At 57.3% G+C, this 22,312-nt stretch carries 10 protein-coding genes; 8 read left to right on the forward strand and 2 right to left on the reverse strand.

Going from position 1 to position 22,312, the window contains the following annotated elements; genetic code table 11:
• Positions 1-11: 11 nt before the first annotated feature.
• Together AAFM46_RS04815 and AAFM46_RS04820 are read right to left on the reverse strand one after the other, a co-directional pair.
• Positions 12-227 carry an acyl-CoA carboxylase subunit epsilon gene (locus tag AAFM46_RS04815; RefSeq protein WP_283530254.1) on the reverse strand — a complete coding sequence of 72 codons (216 nt, stop codon included), beginning with the start codon at positions 225-227 and terminating at the stop codon, positions 12-14.
• Positions 224-1,807, reverse strand: coding sequence for an acyl-CoA carboxylase subunit beta (locus tag AAFM46_RS04820; protein WP_343319878.1), 1,584 nt, complete (start codon positions 1,805-1,807; stop codon positions 224-226). Before AAFM46_RS04820 ends, AAFM46_RS04815 begins: the two co-directional genes overlap by 4 nt.
• 217 nt (positions 1,808-2,024) lie before the next feature.
• On the opposite strand from AAFM46_RS04820, the gene AAFM46_RS04825 reads away from it, so the two are divergent.
• The 8 genes from AAFM46_RS04825 (at position 2,025) to AAFM46_RS04860 (ending at position 22,299) form a co-directional block, all read left to right on the forward strand.
• On the forward strand, positions 2,025-2,990 hold the full coding sequence (locus tag AAFM46_RS04825) for a biotin--[acetyl-CoA-carboxylase] ligase (RefSeq protein ID WP_343319879.1): 966 nt from the start codon (positions 2,025-2,027) through the stop codon (positions 2,988-2,990).
• On the forward strand, positions 2,983-3,531 hold the full coding sequence (locus AAFM46_RS04830) for a PH domain-containing protein (protein ID WP_283530247.1): 549 nt from the start codon (positions 2,983-2,985) through the stop codon (positions 3,529-3,531). Before AAFM46_RS04825 ends, AAFM46_RS04830 begins: the two co-directional genes overlap by 8 nt.
• Positions 3,532-3,601: 70 nt before the next feature.
• Positions 3,602-4,675 carry an adenylate/guanylate cyclase domain-containing protein gene (locus AAFM46_RS04835; RefSeq protein WP_283530854.1) on the forward strand — a complete coding sequence of 358 codons (1,074 nt, stop codon included), beginning with the start codon at positions 3,602-3,604 and terminating at the stop codon, positions 4,673-4,675.
• 144 nt (positions 4,676-4,819) lie between these two features.
• Positions 4,820-10,975: an Ig-like domain-containing protein gene (locus AAFM46_RS04840; RefSeq protein ID WP_343319881.1), complete on the forward strand. Its 6,156-nt coding sequence runs from the start codon at positions 4,820-4,822 to the stop codon at positions 10,973-10,975.
• Between the two features lie 192 nt (positions 10,976-11,167).
• The gene (locus AAFM46_RS04845) at positions 11,168-17,269 is read left to right on the forward strand and encodes an Ig-like domain-containing protein (RefSeq protein WP_343319883.1); all 6,102 of its coding nucleotides are present in this window, start codon (positions 11,168-11,170) and stop codon (positions 17,267-17,269) included.
• A 159-nt stretch (positions 17,270-17,428) separates the two neighbouring features.
• Positions 17,429-18,400 carry a MoxR family ATPase gene (locus tag AAFM46_RS04850; RefSeq protein WP_283530242.1) on the forward strand — a complete coding sequence of 324 codons (972 nt, stop codon included), beginning with the start codon at positions 17,429-17,431 and terminating at the stop codon, positions 18,398-18,400.
• Between the two features lie 90 nt (positions 18,401-18,490).
• Positions 18,491-19,822 (forward strand): DUF58 domain-containing protein, encoded by a 1,332-nt coding sequence (locus AAFM46_RS04855; RefSeq protein ID WP_283530240.1) that lies wholly within the window; start codon positions 18,491-18,493, stop codon positions 19,820-19,822.
• Positions 19,819-22,299 carry a transglutaminaseTgpA domain-containing protein gene (locus tag AAFM46_RS04860; RefSeq protein ID WP_343319886.1) on the forward strand — a complete coding sequence of 827 codons (2,481 nt, stop codon included), beginning with the start codon at positions 19,819-19,821 and terminating at the stop codon, positions 22,297-22,299. Before AAFM46_RS04855 ends, AAFM46_RS04860 begins: the two co-directional genes overlap by 4 nt.
• Positions 22,300-22,312 lie beyond the last annotated feature (13 nt).

Below are 22,312 nucleotides of genomic sequence, written 5' to 3' on the forward strand. Positions count from 1 at the left end.
TCAACGATGCGCTAGTGCCCCGAACGCCGCCACGATCCAGCACCAGGGGTGGGCGGCAGCTTCAACTGTGCCCGCCTAGCCCAGTGCCGTGTGGGAGTTTGGACATTTTCGCTGCTGCCATCGCTTTGCAGAGCAAGTACGACGGCGGTCACCGCCGCCAGTTCTTCGGCGGTGGGATTGCCGCGGGTCACCGTAAGCAACGGCGCTTCTAGGGGCTGGTCCGTCACAGCGGGATGTTCCCATGCTTCTTAGCAGGCAGCGAGGCTCGCTTGTCCCGTAGGGCTCGCAGCCCTTTAATGAGCTGGATGCGCGTGTCAGAGGGGGCAATGACGGCGTCGATATAGCCAAGTTCGGCAGCCTGGTAAGGGTTCAGGAGCTCATCCTCATAGTGGCGAACAATTTCTGCGCGGCGTGCCTCAACGTCGCCACCCTCTGCATCCACGGCGGCAAGATCCCGGCGGTACAGGATATTTACTGCGCCTTGGGCGCCCATGACACCAATTTGGGCTGTGGGCCAAGCCAGGTTCAGGTCGGCGCCGAGCTTCTTGGAACCCATAACAATGTAGGCGCCACCGTAGGCCTTACGGGTGATCACTGTCAGCTTCGGGACGGTGGCTTCGGCGTAGGCATAGAGCAGCTTTGCGCCGCGGCGGATGATGCCTTGGAATTCCTGGTCTTTGCCGGGCAGGAAGCCTGGCACGTCAACCAGTGTGATGATGGGGATATTGAAGGCATCACAGTTGCGGACAAAACGGGCAGCTTTTTCGGAGGCGTTAATATCCAAGGTGCCAGCGAACTGCATGGGCTGGTTGGCCACAATGCCCACCGTGTGGCCCTCAACCCGGCCGTAACCGATCATGACGTTGGGAGCGTACAGGGCCTGCATTTCCAGGAAGTGATCGTCGTCCAGGATTTGCTCAATCACTGTGCGCATGTTGTAGGGCTGGTTGGCGGAGTCGGGGATCAGCGTGTCAAGGGCCAGATCGGCGGCGTCGAGCACTAATTCCTGCTCATGCTCAGTGACGGGGGACTCGGAGAGATTATTGGAGGGCAGGAAGTCAAGGAGTTCACGGACAAACTCAATGGCGTCCGTTTCATCAGTGGCCAGATAGGTGGAAGTACCCGTGGTGCTGTTGTGCTGACGGGCACCGCCAAGAGTTTCCATATCCACGTCTTCACCGGTGACTGTCTTGATGACGTCGGGACCGGTGATGAACATGTGCGAGGTTTTATCAACCATGACAACGTAGTCAGTCAAAGCGGGGGAGTACGCGGCACCACCGGCGCACGGGCCCATGATGAGAGAGATTTGCGGGACAACCCCAGATGCATGCACGTTGTTGCGGAAAATGTCAGCGAACATCGCCAGCGAGGCAACACCTTCTTGGATACGTGCGCCACCGCCGTCGTTGATGCCAACCACCGGGCACCCGTTGCGCAGAGCAAACTCCTGCACTTTGACGATCTTCTCGCCATTCACCTGACTCAGCGAACCACCGTAAACGCTGAAATCTTGGCTGTAGATGCCGATCAAGCGTCCATCCACTGTGCCGTAACCGGAAACAACACCGTCACCAAGAGGTTTTTTCTTCTCCATGCCGAAGGCGTGCGAGCGGTGCACGGCGAGGGCGTCAAACTCCACAAACGAATCAGGGTCAAGGAGCATATCAATGCGCTCGCGGGCGGTGTTGCGGCCCTTGGCGTGCTGCTTCTCGATGGCCGCCTCACCTGAGGGCATCTCCGATTGAGCCAATCGGTCGCGGAAATCGGCAATTTTGCCTGCTGTCGTTGAAAGATCGTGGCTCATTGATACTCCGGCTCGGTAGTGGGAAAGCGTAGCGACCCTTCAGTAGGAACCGCACAAAAGGGCAAACTCTAAGATCAGTCTAGTAACGGAAATTGCCGTTGTGTGTGTAGGAACCCTACAAAGTCGTTATCCAACTATCTAAGGGTCCTCCACCGTGGCAAGTATGAGAGGGTGTGCCCCGAGCGAATGCAATGCTGTGCCGGATAGGATTGAAGCCATGAATGGCCTCTCACCTGAACAAAACCAGCACCCCCTGAAGAAAACGGCTCTGAAGGCTGCTCTGGTGCACCCCCAAGGCCGCTTTGCTCGTGTGGAAGTGGTTGTTTCCAGCGGTTCAACTAACAGTGATTTGGCCGCTGGTGCAGCAAATGTTGATGAATATTGGCCTAGTTTGAGCGTTTTGATCGCTGATGCCCAGCCAGCCGGAAAGGGCCGCATGGGCAGGAGCTGGGAAGTTCCCCCCGGTGCAGCCATGATCTCAAGTGTGTTTTTGCGGCCGGGGGAGGACCTGGGCCCGGGGCACGGAGTGGCCTTCGCACCAACTGGTTATGGCTGGCTTTCCATCCTGGCCGGCGTGGCGTTGTGCACGGTTCTGCGGTCCGTCACGGGGGTGCCCGCCGAGCTAAAGTGGCCCAACGACGTGGTGGTCAAGGGGCGCAAAGTAGCCGGCATCCTGGCCCAATTGGTACCAGCAACACCCGGCGCCCAAGGCAGCCGGGGGGCTCAGCCTGGTACCGGTGTGGTGCCTGGTACCGGTGTGGTGGTTGGTGCCGGTGTCAATGTCAGCCTGGACTCTGCGGATCTGCCCACGGAGCGGGCCACCTCACTACTGCTTGAAAGTGCATCGACCCTTGACCGAAACCTGCTGCTTCCTGCGTACCTGAACAAGTTTGCGGCACTGTATCTGGACTTTGTGGCAGTAGGCGGGGATGCGCAACGTCCGCTGGGCGGTGTGCAGGACCAGAGCGTGTTGGAGCTCGCGCAGGGCTGCATGAGCACTTTGGGCCAAGAAGTCCGTGCCGAACTACCCGGCGGAACCATGCTGCACGGTACCGCAACAGCCTTGGACGCAGACGGCAGTTTAGTGCTGCGCGATGCTAGCGGGGCGCTCCATGCTGTCAGCGCAGGGGATGTGATTCACCTGCGCCGCACAGGGCCTGGCGGCACGGTGAACTATGCGTAGTTGGTTGCGCAGCCGCGAACAGGTTGTTATCCGCTGCCGGCCGCACTCCCGAATTCTGATCTGGCCCATCACGGCAGGACTGCTTCTGGTTCTTGTGGGATCTGCCGCCTTGGCTAAATTACAATCCGTTCCTTTTGCACAGTGGGCACCAAGTTCCGCTGCTGCGCCATGGCGAGAGCCTGCCATTGTTATCCTCGTGGTGGCGGTGGTTCTTCTTGAGCTCATCTTCCCGGTGCGGCGAGTGCTCCGGTGGAACTGGACGCGGTACATCCTGACCAACCAGAGACTGTTGGTGCGGCGCGGGCCGCTGAGCCGCATCGAACAAATTCATGATTTTGAACAAGTCCAAGAGGTGCGCCCGGTACAAAAGTGGCGTCAAAGGATGGTTGGATCAGGAGATCTGCAGCTATACATGTACAGGGGCGCCATGCGGACGGTGGCGGAAGTTCCTGACTTGAAGAGCTTTAATGAGGAAACCCAACAGGCTTGGACAAGAGTGTTTCGGGAGTCCATACAGCAAACACCCCGAGAAGGGGACTAGGCTGGTTGAGTTGACATGACAGAGAAGGAGCTGCGCAAGCTTGGAAGAAACAACTGATCCACCCGAGCCGCTGTCTCCTCTTGTCTCGCGTAATCTCTTACCCCCCGCCTCTCGCAATCAAACGCGAGCTCTTGAGGCGCAGCTTCTTGGCGGCGAGCGGACGCTCAAGCGCCGTGATGTTGCCGCCGGAGTGGGAGTCTCACTCTTATCTGCGCGTAAAATTTGGCGTGCCATGGGATTTCCCAACCTGGGCGATGACGATGTTGCGTTTACCCAGCGCGACCAAAAAGCGCTGCAAACTGTTGTCACAATGGTTCGGGAGGGCCTCCTGACAGAGGAAACCGCCATCTCCGTGACCCGCTCCATCGGTCAGATGACTGACAGGATGGCTGTCTGGCAGATTGAGGCGCTGGTAGAAGACCTTGTTGTGGAACACGGAGTCAGTGACGCTGAGGCACGCCGTGCAGTGGTATCTGAGCTGCCGAACCTGATTGCACCGTTGGAAGAACTTCTGGTGTATTCCTACCGCCGCCAGCTCAATGCCGGAATCCAGCGGCTGGCCGTGCGCGCCGAAGAAGGACTTGCTTCTAGTGAGTTGGGACGTGCCGGCGATGAAGACGATGCGCCGCTTCCCCTGGCGCGGGCCGTTGGTTTCGCAGATCTTGTTAGCTACACGTCGCTGTCCCGTCGCATGAATGAAAAAACACTTGCCCGTCTGGTGCAGCGCTTTGAGAACGTGTGTGCGGAGATCATCAGCGTTGGTGGTGGACGCCTGGTGAAGACCATTGGCGATGAAGTGCTGTTCAACTGTGAAACCCCCGTGGCCGGCGCACAGATTTCCCTCTCATTGGCAGAGGCCATGGCTGCGGATGATTTCCTACCCGAGGCTCGGGTAGCCATGGTGTGGGGGCGGGTGCTCTCGCGTCTGGGCGATATTTATGGGCCAACTGTGAACCTCGCCGCGCGGCTGACCTCACTGGCTGAACCGGGCACCGTGCTCATTGACTCCGTCACAGCGTCAGCTTTGAAAAATGACGACAGATTTGTGCTGACCCAGCTGCCCGTTGAAAACGTCCGTGGATTCGGGGAGATCGCGCCCGTTCTTCTCCAACGTGGAACCGGCAAAGGCCTGGTTATCGACTGACCCGCCAGCCAGGCAACGCCTAACAAATAATCTTTAAGCCATCATGTGGAGCAATCCGCTAGGATGGCCAGGGGACTGATGATTGCTCCCATGTATTCATTCATACCCGATTCTCCGGCCGGCGCGGGGAAGCAAAGGTTTGTCATGGCATTGATCTCCCTGTTCACCTCCTTCACTAACAAGAGGCAACTCTTTACTGCTTCGGCAGCGATTGTTGTTTCGGCGGCAGTGGTGACAGGGGCAGTGATTTATCCAGGCTTCGCCACAGCTGACGTAGACCTCAACGACGGCAGCGTATGGGTCACCAACCGTGCCGACGGTTTGGTGGGCCACCTCAATGACCAGTCAAAGGTCCTCGACGGTGGGTTTACGGCCACGAGCCCCACCTTCGACGTAGTTCAAAATGCCAGTAATGTTTTCATGAGCGGTGATGGTGGTTCCCTGCTGAATCCCGTGAACGTATCCATGATGGCAATGGATTCCGAGACTAGCCTGGGCGGCGGCAAAACGGTTTCCCAGGGCAGCCATCTTGTAACGCTTAGCGATTCCGGTGCCGGGAAAGTTTGGGCAATGCCCAATGCGGAGGTGCCGGGTTTCAACGATAAAACCACCAAGCCCATCCTGACAAATTTGGGTGGCGCGGTTTCTGTCACCGCACCGGATGACACTATCTACACTGCGGACAGCGATGCCGGTGAGCTGATTACCACAGTGCTGAACGACGCCGGAAAAGTTGACTCCCAGGAGCGCACGGTCCTTGCCGGGTTGGCTGGTTTGGGAGACGTACAAATCACCGTTGCCGGTGGAAAACCGGTGGTCTTTGCCGCGGCGAAAGGAACGCTGTTCCTTCCCGGTGGCAAGACCATCACTATTCCCAACGCTCAGGGAGCTTTGTTGGCCCAGCCAACGGAAGAGGGTGATTTTGTAGCCGTAGAAACGGCTACTGCCTTGTTCACCCAGCCTCTTGACGGATCAGATGCGAACGTTCTGCAGTTATCTGGCACAGGAAAAACTGTGGCCCCGGTAGTTCAAAACAATTGTGTCCACGCGGCCTGGTCCCGAGCAAACAAATATGTGCTGGCCTGCAACGGCAGTGGTGAACTGGTGGACATCCCCAAGGCAAGCGGGAAATCAGAGTTTGTTTTCCGTAAAAACCGGGACGTAGTGGTCCTCAACGATGTCAATACCGGCAATGTGTGGCTGGTCAATCAAAATATGCTCCTGGTCAATAATTGGGATGACCTGAAGACGGACTTGAAGAAGGCGGACAACGCTGACAAGGACTCGGCTGACCCGAACGTTGTCAACACCTTGCCCGACAGGACCAAACCTAACCGTCCCCCCGAAGCAGTAGCGGACTCCTTTGGCGTGCGAGCAGGGCGGACCACCATCCTGCCGGTGCTCTTTAACGATTCCGACCCCGATGGTGACGTACTCACAGTGGAGCCTCCCGGTGTGGCACCTGAGATGGGTGCGTTGGCCTCCATCTATGATGGAACAGGCTTACAGATCACAGTCCCGGATGGACAAGCCGGGGCCGGATCCTTCGCGTATTCCGTCAACGATGGCCGCGGCGGCACCTCCACGGCGGCTGTCAATGTGCGGGTAGTGCCGGTGAGTGAAAACTCCCCTCCCGACACCATGCGTGACTCCACCCTGGTGGTGGAGTCGGGCCAGACCATGAGCCAAAATATCTTGACGGATTGGATCGATCCCGACGGGGATGATATCTATCTAAATGACGCGGTGTCAGAGGACGGCTCAGCCGTCATCAAGTCCACCCCTGATGGTCAGCTCAGCTATACCGACGATGGTGAAAATATTGGTATGAAGTCCATGATGATCTCTGTTTCAGATGGTCAGGACATCACCGAGAAAAAAATTCTCGTCAACGTCAAGTCGGCAGGGGCCGTGCCTCCGGTTGCCAATGCGGACTTTTTCAAGGCTGTGGTTGGTCAGCCAGTAGTGCTAGCCCCGTTGAAGAATGATCAGGATCCGGCGGGTGGCAAATTGCGGTTGGCGAGCGTTTCCAAGCCGGAAAATTCAACGGTTTCTGAGATCGCAGATAATGGTACATTCATCTTTACCTCCAGTGCTGTGGGACCTGTTTATTTGGAATACCAGGTGACGAATGGACCAATGAGCGCAACAGGTCTTATTCGAGTTGAAGTGGTGGAAGCTGATTTACAAGGGCTGCCTGTTGCGGTCAGGGATCTGGTCATGCTGCCCTCAGGTGGGTCAGCTTTGGTAGATGTATTGGGAAATGACTCGGACCCTGCGGGCGGCGTGTTAGTCATCCAGTCTGTTGAATTGCCTACAGGATCGCCTGTCTCCGCCACGATCATTGACCGAAACATCATCAAGGTGACGGATTTGCGTGGCTTGAAAGACAAAATGAGCATCAAATACACCATTTCCAACGGAGTCGGCAATGCTGCCGGCGAAATCTCGGTGGTTCGTATTCCCGCACCGGATAAGTTGCTGCCACCAAGAGTTGAGCCGGACACCGCCATTGTGCGGGTTGGGGATGTGGTGACCATCCCGGTCCTGGAAAACGACTCAGACCCCAATGGTGAGGTACTTAAGTCCCCCGTCGTGGTGGAGTCTCCGGATGAAGCCTTGGGCAAACTATTTACGGATCAGAACCAGCTGCGCTTTATTGCCGGTCCAACGGCCAAAACAGTCCAAGGCGTGTACAAGGTGGCGAACAGCTCCGGTCAGTTCAACTCGGCGCAAGTCACTATCACCATTGTTGCAGCCGACCCCGAACACAATCTGCCGCCGGCCCCTAAAAACCTTACCGGACGTGTTATTGCGGGAGACCAGGTTCGGATTGTGGTTCCACTGGACGGTATTGACCCGGAGGGGGATTCCGTTGAACTGGTTGGAATTGACCAAGGGCCGGGGCTGGGAACAGCTGAGACAGGCAATGGGTTTATTTACTATACGGCCGGCGGGAGCTCCTCCGGAACGGATTCATTCACGTACCGGGTGCGCGACAGGCTCGGTGCCGAAGCAACAGCAAGAGTTGACGTTGGTATTGCCCCGCCACTTGCTGTGAACCACCCTCCTGTCACCGAGGACGATTACATCACGATGCGCCCGGGGCGCAAGCTTGCTTTGGATGTTCTGCTCAATGATTCCGATCCTGACGGTGGACAGTTAGGGCTGGTCAAGGATGGCTTCCAGGGCCCGGCTGAGATGAAGCCGACTGTGACGGAGAAGTCAAAAGTGCTTCTAACATCTCCAGCGGAGCCCGGCATCTCCACCATGATGTACACGGTTTCAGATAAGTTTGGAGCCACAGCCACCGGCAATATCCGCATGACTGTGACAGCGGATGCACCTTTGAAAGCGCCCATAGCCCGCGATGACCGTGTCACGGTCAAACAGATGCTGGGCAAGAACACAGTTGATGTTCCAGTGCTTGAAAATGATGCTGATCCAGACGGGGTGACGGAGGAGCTCAAGGTCAGTATTCAAGCAGTCACCGGGATGAACTTAGATACTGCCACTGTCACTTCTGATGGAGCCGTCCGGGTTGAACTTGTCCCACAAGAACAGTTGATTCCTTACACCATTACGGATCAAGATGAGTTGAGATCCACAGCGCTCATCTGGGTTCCGGGGCAGGATAAGCAATACCCCGCGCTCAAGAGCACTGACGTCATTCGAATGACGGCCGGTGAGAGTGCCGTGATGAAACTTGCCGACTATGTCCAAGTCAGAGATGGACGCACTCCCCGGCTGACTGAGGAATCGAAAATCTCACTTGTTGGTGCAGGAAAAGACAATGTCATTGTTGGCGATGGTGCCGGAGTCAATTATGCCTCCGACATCAAGTTCTACGGTCCCGGATCAATCACCTTTGAGGTCACCGATGGGACGGGACCGAACGATCCAGCCGGGCTAAAATCCACGCTAACCGTCATGACACTGGTTGATCCTGCTAAGGTGTCTACCCCCGATAAAAAAGACGAAAAGAAGAATACCCCACCCACGTTCACAGGATCCTCATTGGATGTGCCCCAACAAGAAAAAGCCAGTTTGGATGTAGGCCCTTTGGCATTCGATATTGATCCAGGGGATAAGGAAAAGTTTAAGTACGCCATGGTGAGCAGCCAGCCTGGAAACTTCGAGGTATCTTTCGCCGGTACCATTTTGAGCGTATCCCAAAGTAATGGCACCCAGGTGGGTGCGCAGGCAACTGTGCAGCTTAGTGTTACTGACGGCAGCAACGATCCGGTTGTGGCCGAAGTCCTCCTGCGCGCAATGTCAACCTCACTTCCGCCCCCGGTGGCAAATGATGACATTGTGCTGGAGGCCTTCGCTGGCCGTGCTGAAGTAGTCAAAGTGTTGGCAAATGACGTCAATCCATTCCCCGATACGCCTTTGCGCGTGGTGGACACAACGACGGAAACCGGCAGTGCGGGTATCACCGTGACGCACACGGGCGACAGCGTGAGTGTTAACAGCAATGAAGATTACAAGGGCACGGTGGTGGTTAGATACACCGTAGAGGACAAAACCAAGGATGCGGGCCGGCACGCAACAGGCCGCATCAAAATCACCATCAAGGGCAAACCCGAGGCACCCAGCAAACCTCAGATTGTTGAAGAACGGGACAAGGCTGTCCTGCTGAAATGGGATCCACCAGCAGATAATGGCTCACCCATTACCAAATACACTGTGAGCTGGGCAGGTGGTACTCAGGATTGTGCCACCAACACGTGCACCATTACAGGGCTGACCAACGCCAAAGAATATAAGTTCGCTGTGGCGGCTAGCAATGCTGTTGGTACGTCAGCACCATCGCCGTTATCAGCCGTTGCGATGCCAGATAAAGTTCCAGACGCACCGGGAGCCCCTACTACTACTTTTGGTGATAAGTCGGTCAGCGTTGAATGGGTGACGCCCGTGGGAGAATTCTCCGCCGTCACGAAATTCAACGTTGAAATATCGCCCGCGCCACCGGGACAAAACGGCCAGAAACCCGGGGTAACTGGCAACTCCCTAACCTGGTCCGGGCTGACGAACGGAACTGAATACCAGTTCAGAGTCCAAGCCATTAATAAGGCGCCTAAACCTTCAGCGTGGAGCCCCTACTCAGCTTCGGTAGTACCGGCTGGCGTACCATCCGCCCCTGCCGCGCCCACTGTTCAGATGCTCAACCAGGTTGGCAGTCAGAACCAGATTAGCGTCCAGTGGGCGGCGCCCTTCAACAACGGCGCAGCTATCAGCGGTTACACGCTGACCCAAAGCGGCGGGGGTGAGCCCTCACGGGCCTACACGCCGGGCACCAACGCTCAGACCGTAACGGTGAACAACTCAACGGCTCCCTATACTTTCGCGGTAGTCGCCACAAACAAGGCTGGAACCAGCGGTGCCAGCCCTGCCTCAACCCCGCAACGAGCCGTAGGCAAGGTGGGCATCATGGCCGCACCGAGCATAAAGATAGTGGATGAAACCGCAGCTGGTGGGCGTGTTCAAGTTGGCTACACACCTCTAACTGCTGCGCAGCTCAATGGTTATGCAGCCAATGAGGTTACGTACTGCGTTACCCTCACCACTACGGGAGAAACCTGTGGAGTTGCTTCCGGAGCCGTTCTGTCCTCTCCTAATGGAAGTGGCGTAGCAGCCACCGTCAGGGCACGGGCCGCTACGGGAGCGTTCGCATCGAACGGGGACAACTCAGCAGCATCCCCCACGGTTACTCCTTACGGTGTTCCGCAGCGGACCACAGTGAGCGGAAACCAAGCCGGAGAGGGAGATAAGACCTTGAGCTGGACCTGGGCGGCGGCTAACAACAATGGCAGTGCCATCACCCGTTACGAAAGCAGCCTCAATGGTGCTGGCTGGGAAAGCAGGGCAAAGGCTTTGAGCTTTTCCTTTACGGGAGTCTATGATCAATCAGCAACTCTGAGCGTGAGAGCTTGCAACGCTGGGGGTTGCGGTGCGCCCTCCCCTGCGGTTTCAGCCAAAGCCGGGTCTAAACCACCACCTCCAGCGCCGCCGGTGACTGAAGTCCGTGTACAAGCTGGAGACTGGCACTCTTGTACGCAAGGACCTGGAGAACGCAACAACTTCTCATCCAACCCGGCTACCTGCGACGGTAATATTTCCCCTGGGGGAAACGTTGATCTTGGGGGAAAGTGGCTGGATTATGCCGATGGTTGGGTTCAGGTGACAGGCTGCAGCGGCAGCTGGTACGTCATGTCAACAGGTCCACAAGCCGGTCGCTGGGTTAAGGGCATCACAGTAGATGTGCGTGATCGCAATGGGGGCAACGTCCGCTGCTAGGTTTACTCCAACCCCAATGGGGAGGCGCTCCGACGGGCACAACTCCCCATTGCGAGCAATGCCCAGTTACGGAACACTAACAGTGGGTTAGTAGTCCTTAGGGGGAGCGCTGCCCAGTGTCACCACCGATCAATTATTTTTACAAGTGTCTTCTAGCCGGTCACCAAAATCCGGCGAGTTAAGGGTTTTTTCATGGCTTTAAACGTTTTTGCCGGGAAGATCACGCAACGGCGGTTCTTCTCAGTATCCGCCGCTGCAGTTGTTTCCGCCGCTGTTGTTGCCGGGGCATTGATCTACCCCGGTTTCAGCACCGCCGACGTGGATCTCAACGACGGCAGCGTGTGGGTGACCAACCGCAGCATCAACATGGTGGGGCACCTCAATGTCCCCTCGAAGGTGCTTGATGGCGGCTTCACCGCCACCTCGGATGGTTTCGACGTACTCCAGGACGCCGGAACGGTCTTCATGGACAACGATTCCGGGACCCTCCTGAACCAGGTTGACGTGCCCGCCATGACACTGACCCAGGACACAGCACTTGGCGCCAGCAAAACCATCTCCCTGGGCAGTGAAATCACTGTCATCACCGACCCGGCCTCCGGCAAGGTGTGGAGCGTACCCACCAACACCGCCGGCTCGTTCGATGAAAAAACCACAAAACCAATCCGGACGAAGATCACCAATGCACGCGCCGCCGTCGCCCTTAAAACGGACGACGGCGTGAGTCAGGTTTTTGTGCTTGACCCGCGTGCCGCCGTGCTCACCGAGCTAAACGTCTCCGGTGACGGAAAAGTTATTGAGGCTACGGACGCCACCATGGAGGGCTTGCCGGAAAACGGCCGGCTGACGCTAAGCGTTGTGGGGGATAAGCCGGTAGTGCTTGACCCCGAGACCGGGACCGTGTTTCTTCCGGGAAATAAAAAAGTGGTGGTCCCCTCAGCCAAGGGGGCAAAACTGCAGCAGCGCAGTGAGAAAAGCGATTTTGTCGCACTAGAAACCGGTAACTCGTTGGTGCTCCAACCCCTGGGCGGTGGCACGGCAACGATTATTGATGCGGGATCGTTGGGGACCCCCATTGCCCCAGTACAGCAGGGCGGCTGCGTCCACAGTGCCTGGAATGGCTCAAATAAATACCTTTTCCACTGTGTGGACGGTGAGTCAAAGCCACGGGATATTCCCAAGGCGACGGCGGCATCCGATCTGGTGTTCAGGAAGAACCGCGATGTGGTGGTGCTCAACGACATGGCCGGTGGGGACGTCTGGCTTGTCAATGAAAACATGATGCTTGTCAACAACTGGGATGATCTCAGTGTTGACCAAAAGAACGCCGAAGATTCTGATAAAGACTCAGCCGATCCCAACGTTGTGAACACGCTGCCGGATAGGACAAAACCCAACCGGCCACCCGTAGCCGAACCCGACCAGTACGGCGTCCGTGCCGGAAGCACCACGCTATTACCTGTGCTGTACAACGACTCCGACCCTGACGGCGACGTGCTCACAGTGCGTGACAGCGCCGAAAATATCAAGGCAGGGAGCTTGCAAACCGTCTATGGCGGGACGGGCTTGCAACTGGTGACTCCGGCTGACGCACCCGCCGTCACCGAAACTTTTAGTTACACCAACGACGACGGTCGCGGCGGAACAGATCAGGGCGCCGTGAGCGTTCGGGTGGTACCCGAGGCTGAGAATTCAGAACCTGTTTCAATGCGCCCCACCACCATGATTGTTGGCCAGGGGCAAACGATCAGCCAAAATGTTCTGGCAGACATGCTGGATCCTGACGGCGACAGCATCTTCCTTGTCGGAGCGTCCTCGGCCGAGGAAACCGGCCAGGTGAAGTTCACCCCGGACGGTGAACTGAGCTACACCGATGATGGATCCTCCAACGGTCTGCGCACCGTAACCATCAAGGTCTCCGATACGCGCTCCATTGTGGAGAAGAAGATCAAGGTCAGCGTCAAACCTTCCGGCGGCGTGCCGCCAGTGGCCAACGCCGATTACGCCCGGGTTGTTGTGGGCCAAAGCGCCATTGTTGCACCCTTGGCGAATGACCAGGATCCGCTAGGTGGCGAACTTCGCTTAGCCAGTGTGGACAAGCCGGAGAGCGGAACTCTCTCTGCTATTGCCGATAACGGCACCTTCACCTTCTCTTCTGAAACTCTGGGCGCCAGCTACCTGACGTACCAGGTCACCAACGGTCCCCAAAGCGCTACGGGTTTGATTCGGGTTGATGTGGTTGCGGCGCAGAAAGACCTTGCCCCCATTGCTGTGAAGGATATGGCGCTGCTGCCCGTTGGCGGCAGCACCTTGGTTGATGTCCTTGGCAATGACACCGATCCAGCTGGTGGGGTATTGGTGGTTCGCGGGGTTGACGTCTCAGCGGACGCAGGCGTCTCGGTAACCGTTTTGGAACACAACATTTTGAAGATTACTGACATCAGAGACCCAGGTTTCCCTGTCACCATTAATTACACAGTCTCAAACGGTCAGGGCACCTCTACCGGTGCTGTTGCCGTGGTACGTATTCCATCACCAGCTACGCTGCAACCACCCGTGGCGCATGATGACGTGGCAGACGTTCGGGTGGGCGATGTGGTGCGCATCCCCGTGCTCGCCAACGATTTTGATCCTAACGGGGCTACGCTAAAACATCCGGAAATTGTGGACCAACCGGATGAAGCAGCCGGAAAACTATGGGTGGATCAGGATTCGCTGCGTTTTCTGGCCGGGCCCACCCCGGGCGCTGTGAGCGTTATCTATCAAGTCACCAACGCATCGGGTCAAACCGATTCTGCCACCGTGACAATCAACATCGTGGCCCAGGATGTTGAACGGAATCTGCCTCCGGCACCTAAAAATGTCAAGGGGCGGGTGATCGCCGGTGGTCAAACCAAGATTCAGATTCCTCTGGACGGTATTGATCCCGATGGGGACTCGGTGCAACTTGCCGGCATTGACATTGCCCCTACGCTGGGCACGGCCGTGGCGGGTAAGGGTTTCGTCTTGTATACGGCGGCAGGAAATGCTGCCGGGACTGACAAGTTCACCTATAAAGTCAGAGACCGTCTGGGCGCCGAAGCGATAGGAACGGTTGAGGTGGGGATTGCTCCGGAAGATTCCAGCAACCGCCCTCCAGCAGCCGCCGATGACTTCATCTCTATGCGGCCGGACCGTAAGGTGGCCCTTGATGTGGTCCTCAATGACACTGATCCGGACGCAGACCAGCTCTTTGTAATCAAGGACGGTTTCAATGGTCCTGACGAGATGGAGCCTTCCGTTACCGATCTTGGACGGGTGCTGCTGACGAGCCCCTCAGCCACGGGTATTGCCACCATGGGGTACACGGTCAGTGATCCTTCAGGTGCCAGAGCAACAGCAAACATCCGAATGAACGTCACCCCGGATGCTCCTTTGCGTGCGCCGATTGCCCGCGATGATGAGGTCACAATTCAGGAGGCACTGGGAAAGAACACCGTCACTGTTCCTGTGTTGAAAAATGATGAGGACCCGGACGGTGTTGCCGATGAACTGGCGCTGACTCTGACGCTGCCCAATGAGAATGCCTCCATCAATTCCGATGGCACGCTACGCATCACCTTGAGCGCTAAACCGCAGATGATCCCTTACACAGTGACTGATCAGGACAAGCTCTCCTCGAGCGCCATTGTGTGGGTGCCGGGCTTGGACGCCCAATACCCGGTGTTGGCCAGCAACGAAGTCATTAAAGTCCAGGCGGGTGAGACGGCTGTGGCGAACCTTGGCGACTACGTCAAAGTCCGCGAGGGGCGCACGCCCAGGATCAGCCAGGCTGACAAGATCCAGATGATTGGTGCCCCTGCCCGTGAGGCATTGACAGCCGATGGTGCGGCGCTGACGTACAAGGCCGATCTAGCTTTTTACGGCCCCGGATCCATCACCTTTGAGGTTACTGACGGCACAGGCCCGGAGGATCCTGACGGTTTGAAATCAACGCTGACGATCATGACCGAGGTAACTCCGGCACCGGCAAAGAATCTGCCGCCCAAGCTCCAGGGAACAGAACTGACGGTTGCCCAGCTTGAATCCGGCACCGTAAATCTTGGGCTACTAGCCAGCGACCCCGAGAAGGATCAGCTGAAGTTCGCCATCACCGGAGATAGTCCCGCCGGCCTCAAGACCAAGCTCGACGGCGCGAGCCTCACCGTTGAGGCGGCAAAAGAGGCAGGACTGGGTTCGGCTCATTCTTTAGGAATTTCAGTGGAGGATGGGCACAACCCACCTGTCACAGCCGAGGTGAATATCATAGTGAGCTCCTCAACCAAACCCAAGGCCGTGGCCAATGCCGACTCAGTTCCTGATGCCCACGCAGGCAGGATGGAAACAATTCCTGTGCTGGAAAATGATGTCAATCCGTTCCCTGACACCGCCTTGAAAATAGTGGATGCAAAGATGGTCACGGGTGCCCCCGGCACACAGGTGTCTGTCGCGGGATCAAATGTCACAGTGCAGGCTCCGGAGGATTTCACCGGCAACGTAGTTGTTCTTTACACGGTGGCCGACAAAACCGAGGATCCGGCACGCCACGTTGATGGACGCATTACCTTGAACGTGAAAGGCAAGCCAGCCGTTCCAGCTGTTCCGCTGGTGCAGGAAGTCAAGAGTAAATCCGTGCTGCTGAAGTGGAGCACACCGGTGGACAATGGCTCAGCACTAACTGGTTACACAGTCAAACGCAGTGACGGTCTCACCCAGAGCTGTGCCACCAACACCTGTTTGATCACGGGGTTGACGAACTCAAAGCCTTATACCTTTACGGTGAGTGCAAAAAATGCTGTGGGGGAGTCCGCCTTCTCCAAAGCCTCTGCCTCGGCCACACCCGACCAACAGCCGGATAAGCCTGCACCGCCCGCCATTGTCCGTGGTGACACAACGCTGGATGTGAGCTGGGTGACCCCGGTGGGCGAGTACTCTGCCGTCAAAAGTTTCAACGTGCAGATCTCCCCGGTTCCTGCCGGCCAGAACCCGCAAAAATCGGTGACTGGAAACAAGCTTGTTTGGCCGGGCCTGACCAACGGGACAGAGTACACGTTCCGTGTACAGGCAATTAACAGCGCGCCCAAGCCATCAGAGTGGAGTGCGTACACCGCCAAGGCGGTTTCACCGGCTGGTAAACCATTTGCCCCTGCGCCGCCAACAACCTCACTGGTTGATCAGGTGGGCAATCAAAACCAAGTGCGGGTCAATTGGAGCGCACCAAAACTCAATGGCGGAGTGCTCAAGCAATACACGCTCTTCACGTATTTGGATGGGGCACAAAAAGATGCCATCACCACCACGCAAACAAGCCAGACGGTGTCCCTGCCCAACGCGGTTGCCAACTACACATTCAAGGTCCAGGCAACTACCGAAGTGTCAGGATCTGAGCTGAGCCCGGCATCTGCTGGCTGGCGATCAGTCAGCCAGCCCGGTCAAGTGGGCCAACCTACTATCGCTTTGGCCAACACAGGCGGATCCGGTGGACAAGTCACTCTTACTTTCCCGGCCCTCAGCGGCGCTGCCCTGGGTGGGGCCACGCCAGGGGAGATAACGTACTTTGCCAATGTGAGCCCAGGGGCCAACAACATACCTGTGACATCAGGACAAACGATTTCCGCCACCAATGGTGCAAACACCACCGTCACTGTGCGAGCCAAATCGGCAGTGTTCGCCAGCTCTGGAAGTGCCTCGGCGCCGTCGAACTCGGTGAAACCCTACGGCACCCCAGGGACAGCCGGACTTAGCGGCAGCAATGGTGGTGCTGACAGCACCTCTGTTTCCTACTCCTGGAGTTTCCCCGGAGGAGCCGTGGACGCCAAGCACGTGGAGATTCTCCTCCCAAGTGGTGGCTGGTCCAGTAAGAATGGGAATGGAAGTGCATCGTTTAATACCGGCGGATATGACACCCAGGTCACCATCCAGGCACGGACGGTGAACTCCATTGGCCAGTACGGTCCTGTGCAGACTGTCACGCCCAAGAGCGGGAAAAAGACGCCACCGAAGCCTACCTCGTGGACTCTTTCGGTCAATCCGCGGAGCTGCCTGGAGAAGGCGTCCGGCAACGGTGACCACTTCACCCCGGGCAGCCCTGCCAACTGCTCATCGCAGTGGTTGGAGGCCAACACCCCCGTGCAGGTCAACTGCTACAAGTATTGGGGTGGCAGGAATGATTCGCACAAGTGGTATCACATCACTTCGCCCGGCTACAGCGACTGGGGATATGTGAAGGCCGAGTCTACGAATATACCAACTCCGGGCGGTATGGGGGAGTGTTAGCGGTACTTTCTTCACCGGATGCTGCCGTTCTACAAAGCCGGCTAACTAGGAAAATCAACTCCCGTAGGCCCGCCAATGGCGAGTAACACTAATTACTGGATAAACTAATGCAGGTTTGCTGTGTGCTAGGCACGCAATAACACGATCGAAAGAGGAACTATGTCCATGACCCCGGAACAGTCCACATGGTTTGCAGGAACGTTTGAGAAACTTGTCTCTAACGTTGGCCAGGCAATCTTGGGCAAGTCTCATGTCATTAGCCTGACCCTTGCGGCAATGCTGGCAGAAGGTCACGTGTTGTTTGAGGATGCTCCCGGCACGGGCAAGACCATGCTGGCCCGGGCCATTTCGGCAACTGTCAAGGGAACTAATTCCCGTATCCAGTTCACCCCCGACCTGCTGCCCTCAGACGTTACCGGAGTCATGATCTACGATCAGAAGGCGCAGGAGTTTGAGTTCCACAAGGGCCCGATTTTCGCCACCATTGTGCTGGCGGATGAGATTAACAGGGCCTCACCCAAGACCCAGTCGGCTCTGTTGGAAGTTATGGAAGAGTCCCGTGTGACCATGGATGGCACCACGTATGAGACGGGCCGTCCGTTCATGGTGCTGGCAACCCAGAACCCCATTGAGCAGGCCGGTACTTACCGTCTGCCCGAAGCCCAGCTTGACCGTTTCCTGGTCAAAACCTCAATTGGTTACCCGGATCATGCCTCCACTGTGCAGCTGCTCTCCGGCTCCGGCCAGCGGGATAGGACTTCAACGCTGCAAGCCATCATTACACCGCAGGCCGTTGCCGAAATGGCTGATCTGGCTGCAACTGCGCATGCCGATGCGGCGGTGTTGGAGTATATTTCACGGCTGTGTGAAGAAACCCGTAGCGCTCCTGAAACTCGTTTAGGTGTTTCCGTCCGCGGTGCCATCGCCATGGTTCGCATCGCCAAGGTGTGGGCTGCCTCAAAGGGCCGCAACTACGTACTGCCAGATGATGTGAAGGAACTTGCCCCTTACGTGTGGACACACCGGTTCGTCATGGATCCGGAAGCTGAGTTTGCCGGCGCCACTCCTGAGGTTGTTCTCAGCCGTGTCCTGGCCGAAGTGGCCGCACCCCAACAGCGCGCGTCAGTTTAGTCCCGCTAGGCCACGTTAAAGCAGCAAAGCCACCACGCCCCGCCGAGCTGGTGCACACCCAGCTACAGCGCATTGAGCTAAAGGTAAAAGATGAGTATGAAGTCCAACGCAGGAAAGGCCAAAGAGTTTCTCTCCCGGCCGTTCCAACGCGAAGGCACACCCACACGCCTGCACCCCACGTCCCTGTGGCGTGAGGGCGGCAGTTTCGCCAGCATTTATGGCGCTCCCGTGTGGTTGAAAGTCACCACGTGGTGGAAGCGTCACGTGGTACCGGTGCTTGAAACCATTAGTACCTTAGGCTTCGTGGCCATGGGTGCAGCCATAGTGTTGTGGATTGTTGGTGCCGTCTTTGGCTGGCAGGAAGCCAAGATTGCCGCATTGTTTAGCGTGGTGTTGCTGCTCATCGCCATCGCCTTCATCCTGGGCAAGTCAATGTATGAGGTGACTCTTGATCTAGCGCGCACCCGTGTGGCCGTTGGGGATCGCGCTGTTGGTAGCATCGCCGTTACAAATACCTCCCCCCACGCTGTGCTGCCTGCCTCTCTTGAACTTCCGGTGGGCGCGGCAACTGCGCTCTTCCATTTGCCGCGCATGGCGCCGGGGCAGGTCCATGAGGACCTCTTTACCATCCCCACCACACGCCGTGCTGTGATCACCGTTGGGCCCGTGCGTTCCGTGCGTGCTGATCCATTACAGCTGCTGCGTCGCCAGGTTTTGTGGACCGATCCCACCGATCTCTTTGTGCACCCGCACACGACCGCCCTTGATGGGCCGGCCGCTGGATTCCTGAAGGATCTGGAAGGCCTCACCACCAAGGACCTCTCAAGTTCGGACATCGCCTTCCATGCGTTGCGTGACTACGTCCCCGGTGACGATCGCCGGCACATCCACTGGAAGACTACTGCCCGGACCGGTAAATTGATGGTCCGTCAGTTCGAGGAGACGCGTCGCTCCCACATGGCGGTGGCGCTTTCGGTGAACATGGATGAATACGCGCACGACGACGATCTTGAGTTAGCGATCTCGGCTGCGGCTTCGCTGGGCCGTCAAGCGATCAAGGAGAACCGTGAGTTGAGCGTTATGACGCAGCGCGGACCCATCCGCTGTGAAACAGGGCGGAACCTCCTTGATGATATGACACGGTTGCAAAGTCACAACCGCAGAGGCACAGCCGTGGATCTGGCCCGCACACTCTCTGACACCGTTCCCAACGCCTCGGTGGTGTTCTTTGTTGTTGGCTCCAGGGTTACACCCTCACAGTTGCGCAGTGCAGCTGCCGCTGTCCCGCCAGGAGTGCGCGCCTTTGCTGTGCGCTGTTACTCGGGGGCCGAACCCGCCAGAGCAAATATTGCAGATCTCACAGTGCTGACACTGGGCGATTTGGCTGATCTTGCCATTGTTCTCAGGAAGGCAGTCGCGTGAGCGCCCGCAGGAAAGCACACCCGGCCGTTGCCACCCGGAGTCCTTCGGCAAGTCCTTCGGCTTTTGCCGGAGGGCGCCGGTGGTGGCATTTCCTCCTGGACGGCGCCGTATTGGCTATTTTGCTGGGCGTGGCCGTTGTGGGTTTCGGGCCGGCATTTGGGCATAACCCGCATTACCTGGTTGCCGGTTTTGGTGCCATTGTTCTTGGTCTCGGTGTGGGCGCATTGGGTGCCCACTGGCGTTTGGGCCTGATTACCATGATTGGCCTTGGTTTTGTTGTTTACATGGTTTTTGGCAGCGCATTGGCCGCTCCCGGAGAATCGATCCTTGGCTTCATCCCCAGCCTTGGATCATTACGTGGACTCTTGCTGGGCATCATGCTTTCATGGAAACAACTGCTGACCCTGGCACCTCCCGTAGGGACGAGCGTAGAGGTATTAGTTGTCCCGTACTTAGCCGCTTTTGTGGCAGCCATTCTCACGGCAACGCTCGCTTGGCGCCTGCGCAACAGTTATTGGGCCATGATCCCCGTGGCGGTTTTATTCATCACAGCTATTCTGTTTGGCACCACGGAAGTTTTCCTCCCGGTACTGCGTGGATCTCTCTTGGCTGCAGGTGCCATCGCCTGGTTCGCTTACCGGCATGAAGTCCTCCGCCGCGAAACTGCAGGTGCAATTTCTGCCAACCAGCAAATCCAGGACAAAGCAGCCACCCTGACTTCACTGCTCCGCCGTATCGGCATGGGCGCAGGTGTCATCCTTGTTGCCGGTGCCGTGACAATGGCGGCGGCACCCGCACTGACTGTCAGCGCCGATCGTGATGTTTTGCGTGACACAGTGATCCCACCGCCAGACCTCCACAATTTGCCATCCCCGCTGACAAAGTTCCGTGACTACGTTAAAAATGAAAAAGACACAGCATTGTTGACGGTGAAGGACCTGCCAAAGAATGGCCGCGTCCGCCTTGCCGCCATGGACAATTATGACGGCGTTGTTTTCAACGTGGACCCCAACAGTTCTGCCTCCTTTGCCCCGATCGGGGACCCCAAATCATTGAACAACGGCATAGCCGGAACAGGAACAAGTGTTGGCGTTGTTGTAGATGGTTACAGCGACGTGTGGATTCCCACCGTCTCCGCCGCACAGAGCCTTAGCTATGAAAGCATTAGCGGCCAATCACCCAACCTGTACTTGAACAAGGCCTCAGGCACAGCATTGAACCTGGCAGGTGTGGCCAAGGGGGATGAGTACACCATGGATGTGCAGCTTCCCAGCGTTGATGCTAATAAACTTGCCGGGTCCGGTTTTGGTTCAGTTCCCCTGCCCAAGCTTGAAAATGTACCACCGGTGGTAGGGACCAAGGCCAACGAAATTGTCGGAGAAGTTGACACACCGTTGAAGAAGGTCCAGGCGCTGGAGAGTGCGCTGCAGCGTGAGGGTAAGTTCAGCAACGGCCTTGAGGGTCAAACCACCTCCAACTCTGGCCATAGCGCGGCCCGCATCACCAAAATGCTGAGCGGGAAAGAGATGGTGGGTGATGACGAGCAGTATGCAACAACAATGGCCCTAATGGCACGGCATTTGGGGATTCCGGCCAGGGTTGTCATGGGTTTCTACCTGGATGAGAAGGACCCTAACAATGGTGCCGGGAGTGTGGTTGTCAAAGGATCCGATGTTCACGCCTGGGTTGAGGTGAACTTTGCCGGCGTGGGCTGGGTACCTTTCAACCCCACCCCGGATAAAGACCACATCCCCAACCCACCAGAGCCCCAGAATGCTTCGAAACCCAAGCCTCAGGTCTTGCAGCCTCCGCCGCCGCCGCAGGAGCCGGCCGACCTGCCACCAGATAGCGCCCCCGATGCTTTGGACACTGATGGTAAAAAGAATAACCAAGCAGGGATCTTCGGAACAATTCTGATGATTCTTGGGGTGGCAGCCATCCCCATCATCATCATTGCCCTGCCCTTGGTTCTTATAGTGGTGCTTAAGACTCGGCGCCGCAAGAAGCGTCACAGCACAGGTCTTCCCACCGATCGTGTGGGTGGGGGATGGTCTGAAGTATTGAGTCTGGCCACCGACCTTGGTGCCGAAGTGGGCGGCAACGGGACTCGTCGGGAAAGCGCAGCCTCGCTTAACAGCGCCTTCCCGGCAAGCCAAGCCAGTACGGCGCTGCTGGCCGAGCGGGCGGATGCGGCTATTTTTGGCCCCGGTCAGCCAAGTGAAGAGGAAGTAGCCACCTATTGGCAGAACGTGGACCATTCCGTCAACGGCATGACTGGGTCGGTAGGCTTCTGGAAGCGGCAACGGGCCAAGTTCTCCCCACGGTCGCTGCTGGCTGAGGCGAAAGTGCGCGCCGGCAAGAAAGCACGTCAGCGTGGTCTTCGCTCCAGCGAAGCGGCAAATAGTAGTGGTGTGGCCAATAGCCAGGGCGGGGCGGAAAAACGCTCCAAGCTGGCCCGGTTTCTGAAGAAATCCTAAGAAGGGTATGAGT

Origin of the sequence: Arthrobacter sp. TMP15, assembly GCF_039529835.1 — a bacterium.
Taxonomy (GTDB): Bacteria; Actinomycetota; Actinomycetes; order Actinomycetales; family Micrococcaceae; genus Specibacter.

Bases quoted from the DNA above. Each gene is read 5' to 3' on its own strand.
- AAFM46_RS04820 (WP_343319878.1), bottom strand. From the start codon at position 1,807: ATGAGCCACGATCTTTCAACGACAGCAGGCAAAATTGCCGATTTCCGC.
- AAFM46_RS04825 (WP_343319879.1), top strand. From the start codon at position 2,025: ATGAATGGCCTCTCACCTGAACAAAACCAGCACCCCCTGAAGAAAACG.
- AAFM46_RS04830 (WP_283530247.1), top strand. From the start codon at position 2,983: ATGCGTAGTTGGTTGCGCAGCCGCGAACAGGTTGTTATCCGCTGCCGG.
- AAFM46_RS04840 (WP_343319881.1), top strand. From the start codon at position 4,820: ATGGCATTGATCTCCCTGTTCACCTCCTTCACTAACAAGAGGCAACTC.
- AAFM46_RS04845 (WP_343319883.1), top strand. From the start codon at position 11,168: ATGGCTTTAAACGTTTTTGCCGGGAAGATCACGCAACGGCGGTTCTTC.
- AAFM46_RS04850 (WP_283530242.1), top strand. From the start codon at position 17,429: ATGTCCATGACCCCGGAACAGTCCACATGGTTTGCAGGAACGTTTGAG.
- AAFM46_RS04855 (WP_283530240.1), top strand. From the start codon at position 18,491: ATGAGTATGAAGTCCAACGCAGGAAAGGCCAAAGAGTTTCTCTCCCGG.